Origin of the sequence: Allosphingosinicella sp. (genome assembly GCF_036402135.1) — a bacterium.
GTDB lineage: Bacteria > Pseudomonadota > Alphaproteobacteria > Sphingomonadales > Sphingomonadaceae > Allosphingosinicella.
On record NZ_DASWTN010000042.1, the window covers coordinates 1 to 4,459 of the forward strand.

The 4,459-nt window shown below is 64.9% G+C and carries 5 protein-coding genes; all 5 read right to left on the minus strand.

Annotation, left to right across the window (positions count from 1 at the left end):
- Positions 1-40: 40 nt before the first annotated feature.
- Genes VGD10_RS12155 through VGD10_RS12175 form a run of 5 tightly spaced genes read right to left on the minus strand, consistent with a single transcriptional unit; the run spans position 41 to position 4,365 of the window.
- Complete coding sequence (locus tag VGD10_RS12155; protein WP_331041085.1) at positions 41-1,054, minus strand: polyprenyl synthetase family protein; 1,014 nt, start codon at positions 1,052-1,054, stop codon at positions 41-43.
- Complete coding sequence (locus tag VGD10_RS12160) at positions 1,035-1,559, minus strand: FAD-dependent oxidoreductase (protein WP_331041086.1); 525 nt, start codon at positions 1,557-1,559, stop codon at positions 1,035-1,037. Before VGD10_RS12160 ends, VGD10_RS12155 begins: the two co-directional genes overlap by 20 nt.
- A gap of 49 nt (positions 1,560-1,608) precedes the next feature.
- Complete coding sequence (locus VGD10_RS12165; RefSeq protein WP_331041087.1) at positions 1,609-2,301, minus strand: FAD-dependent oxidoreductase; 693 nt, start codon at positions 2,299-2,301, stop codon at positions 1,609-1,611.
- The gene (locus VGD10_RS12170; protein ID WP_331041088.1) at positions 2,292-3,680 is read right to left on the minus strand and encodes a HAMP domain-containing sensor histidine kinase; all 1,389 of its coding nucleotides are present in this window, start codon (positions 3,678-3,680) and stop codon (positions 2,292-2,294) included. Before VGD10_RS12170 ends, VGD10_RS12165 begins: the two co-directional genes overlap by 10 nt.
- A gap of 19 nt (positions 3,681-3,699) precedes the next feature.
- Positions 3,700-4,365, minus strand: a complete 666-nt coding sequence (locus VGD10_RS12175; protein ID WP_331041089.1) for a response regulator transcription factor — start codon at positions 4,363-4,365, stop codon at positions 3,700-3,702.
- Positions 4,366-4,459 lie beyond the last annotated feature (94 nt).

The following is a 4,459-nucleotide window of genomic DNA, read 5'->3' on the forward strand; positions in this document are numbered from 1 at the left end:
CTGATGGATGGGGAGGGCGGTCACACCGCTCTCCTGCCGGTCAGTAGGCGCGGGAGATGGCGAACTCGACCGCTTCGATAAGCGCCGACTTGGCCTTGCTCCCGGGAAAGGAGCCGAGCGCATCGATTGCGCGCTGACCATAATGGCGGGCGCGGGCGAGCGTGTCGTCGATCGCGCAGGTGCTGTGGAGGAGCCGCGTCGCTTGCGCGAGGTCCTCGTCCGACGCGCGGGTGCCCTGCATCGCGTCGCGCCAGAAAGCACGGTCGGCGTCGCTGCCGCGCGAGACCGCGAGAATGACCGGCAAGGTCACCTTGCCGTCGCGGAAATCGTCGCCGACGCCCTTGCCCATCGTCGCCGCGTCCGACGAATAGTCGATGGCGTCGTCGATAAGCTGGAAGGCGATACCGAGGTTGCGGCCGTAGGAATCGAGATGATCCTCAACATCCTCGTCGCGCTCGGCGATGACAGCCGCGATCCGGCAGGCGGCGGCGAAGAGCGCCGCCGTCTTGGCACTGATGATGTCGAGATAATGGTCTTCCGTCGTCTCGATCCGGCGCTGGGCGGTAAGCTGGTCGACCTCGCCCTCCGCAATCACCGACGAAGCCTTGGAAAGGATTTTCAGCACCTTGAGGCTGCCGTCCTCCACCATCAGCTCGAAGCTGCGGGAGAAGAGAAAATCGCCGACGAGGACGCTGGCCGGGTTGCCCCAGATGATATTGGCGGTCTGCTTGCCGCGCCGGAGGCCGGAGCCGTCCACCACATCGTCGTGAAGGAGCGTCGCCGTATGGATGAACTCAACCGCGGCGGCGAGCTTGTGCTGGCGCGTGCCGGGATAGTCGAGCAGCCGGGCGCAGGCGAGGGTCAGCATCGGCCGCATCCGCTTGCCGCCGCCGGCGATCAGGTGTCCGGCAAGCTCCGGAATGAGCACCACATCGCTCTGCATCCGCTCAAGGATGACGCTGTTCACCTGGTTGAGGTCCGCGGACACAAGATTCAGCATCGGCTCGAGCGAGGGCATACGCTCGCTCCGGAGCTTATGAATAGTGGCCGTCATGGCTGGGTTCCTTGGTCTCGCGAGGCGAAAATGGCAAGCTTTCCGCATTTCTGAGGCCGAGACGCCGGAGGGGCGATCCCGCCGATCCGGCAACCAACGCTGCCAACACATAGGGCGCCGGCGGGACACGGGAAGCAATGCTGACGAGATAGTCGCGGAGCAGCGGCAACAACCGACTTTCCGATTGATAAAAGGGTGTGAACACGCGGCTGAGAGCCTGATAGAGACGCACGTGAGGCGACCGTAAAGCAGCGTAATTGGAAAGGGCTTCAGGCAGATCATACGCCCCGGAGAGGCTTTGGCTGAGCGCGGCTGCATCCAGCAATGCCATGTTCGCACCCTGACCGAGCTGTGGGCTAGTCGAATGCCAGGAATCGCCGAGATGAACGAGCGCCGTCTCCACTGGGCGACGCAATGTGCGGTGGCAGTAGCGCGCGAAGGTAAGTTGCTCCGCATCCTCTATTTGATCCAGCAAGGGCTCGGTTTCCGGCCAGAGCGCCCGCACCTCATCTTTCCAGCGGGCGAGACCTGCGTCGCGCCAAGCGGCATGCCCATCACCGCGAAGGCTCCAGAAGAAAGCGGCTTTCTCGGCGTGGTCCCCGGGCAAACGCCCGATCGAGGACTCCGACCATCCGGCGCGCACGCCGATAGCGCTGCTCCAGCGCATGAGGATTGAAAGGGCTTCGCCAGTCTAGGGATGCCCATAACGCACCGTAGGCGAGCGGAGACGGCGATTGACCTGCAAGCGGAGACTGGGTTCCGAGAGCATCGACCACCAGGTCGAAAGGCCCGATACCACCGCCGCTCTTTAGGCGGAGAAGTCGCCGCCCGCCCGGCGCAAGATCACTGCCGGTGATCTCCTTGCCCGTTTCTATCGCGACCCGCTCCCGCTTCACGGCCTCGAAGAGAAGGTGAAAGAGCGCGCCGCGGTGGATGCCGAGACCGGCGGCATCCACCCGCAAAGCCGAGTAACGGACGTCCAGCACCACCCGGCCCGATGGTGCTGCGCGGCCGAGCAGGCGCTCGATCCGGGCCCCTTCCGCCAGAGCAGCATCTGCAAGGGCAAGCTCAGCGAGGACGGCAAGGCCGGTCGGCTGCAGGATGAGGCCGGAGCCGAGCGGGCGCGCCTCGACGAAGCGTTCGAACAGCGTCACCTTGTGGCCGAGGCGATGCAGCATCAGGGCCGCGGCAAGACCTCCCGGGCCGCAGCCCGCCACCGCTATTTCGAACTCGTCTTTTACGCGCACAAGGGCAGCTTCAGCCGGGCGAGAAGGCCGCCTAGGTCCTCGCTTTCCTCGAGCCGTACCGATCCGCCGTAAATTTCCGCCACGTCGCGCACAATGGCGAGGCCGAGGCCGGTACCTGGCTTTTCGATGTCCAGCCGGGCGCCGCGGTCGAAGATGCTTTGACGCTGCGCCTCCGGAATGCCCTTGCCGTCATCCTCCACCTCGATCTCGACGCATTCTGCCGTGGTGGTGACCGTGACGAAGACACGGCCGCCGCCATATTTCGCGGCATTCTCGATAAGGTTGCCAAGCATCTCATCGAGGTCCTGCCGCTCGACGCGAACCGCTGCCTGCTTGTCGCCGGTGAGGTCAATGGTAACCTCCGGATAGAGACGGTCGACGGCGCCTGCCACGGCTTCGAGCGACGGCCAGACGTCGGAGCGCGCCTGCGCGTTCGAGCGACGGCCGATGGCGCGGGCGCGGGCGAGATGGTGGTCCACCTGCCGGCGCATCGTCGCGGCCTCGCGAACAACCGTTTCCGGCAAATCGCTGCTCTCGGCGGACGCGGCATTGGTGATGACGGTGAGCGGCGTCTTAAGCGCATGGGCGAGGTTGCCTGCATGACGGCGCGCTTCCTCGGCCTGCGTCTCGTTATGTTCAAGAAGCTCGTTCAATTCGAGCGTCAGCGGCGCGATCTCCCGCGGGAAACGCTCCTCGATCCGCGATTGGTCGCCCGAGCGGATGGCCGCAATTTCCCTTCGCACCCGGCGGAGCGGCCAGAGGCCATAAATGGCTTGCAGGGCAGCAAGCACGATGAGGCCGAGGCCGAGTGCCCCAAAGGAGCGGACGAGGGTTCGCCGAAGCACCGCAATCTGCTCGTCCAGTTCCTCGCGGTTCTGCGCGACCTGAAAGCGCCAGCGGACGGGTGAGCCGGGCAGCCGCGCGTCGCGCTCCACGACGCGCAGCATTTCGTCCGGAAACTCGCGGCTGTCGTAGGTGTGGATGTCATAATCGCTGTGAACGCCAGCGACTTTGAGGTCTCGGTCCCAGAGCGAGCGGGAGCGGAAGGGCTCGTAACCCTGGCCGCTGATCTGAAAGTAGAGGCCGGAATAGGGTTCCAGGAAGCGCTGATCGGCCGGTGGCCGGTTGAGATAGGCCTCGCCGTCCGGCCCGATCTCCGCCGATGCGATCAGCGCAGTCAGAACATAATCGAGCTGCGCATCGAAGTTGCGCGTCATGGCGGATGTCAGCACCCGGTCCAGCGCGATGCCGCCGCCGACGAGAAGCACGATGATCCACAGCGCGGCGACGGTGATCATGCGCCGCGTCAGCGATCCGGTCGATCCGGGCTTGGAAACGCCCAGCGGGCGGCGCCCCCGGCGCAAGAAGGCGGACGCCATTATCGGCTCCGCAACGGCCTCACGCGCGCGGATCCTCCAGCGAATAGCCGAGGCCGCGAATGGTGGTGATCACGTCCTGACCCAGCTTCTTGCGGATGCGGGTGACGAACACTTCGATCGTATTCGAGTCGCGGTCGAAATCCTGGTCGTAGATATGTTCGATCAGCTCTGTGCGGCTTACGACCTTGCCCTTGTGGTGCATCAGGTAGGACAGGAGCTTATACTCCTGCGCGGTGAGCTTCACCGGTTCGCCGTTCAGCGTCACCTTGCCGGAGCGCGTGTCGAGGCGAACGTCGCCGGCGGTAAGCTCGGAGCTCGCATTGCCCGACGCGCGGCGGATCAGCGCGCGGAGGCGGGCGATCAGCTCCTCGGTCTGGAAGGGCTTGGCGAGATAATCGTCGGCACCCGCATCGAGGCCCGCGACCTTATCCGACCAGCTGTCGCGGGCCGTCAGAACCAGCACGGGGACCGCCATGCCCTCCTTCCGCCAGCGGTCGAGCACGGTAAGTCCGTCGACTTCTGGAAGGCCCAGATCGAGGACGATCGCGTCGTAGCTTTCGGTGGAGCCGAGATAATGGCCGTCTTCGCCGTCCGTCGCGAGATCGACAGCATAGCCGGCGCCCTCCAGCGTCGCGCGCAGCTGGCGGCCGAGATTAGGTTCGTCCTCGACGATCAGGACCCGCATCTCATTCCCTCTCTGGTTGCCATGTGGCGGCATTTACGCGACCAACCAGCGCGATTGCCAATAGTTTCATTACGGAGGGCGATGCTTTGGGGCT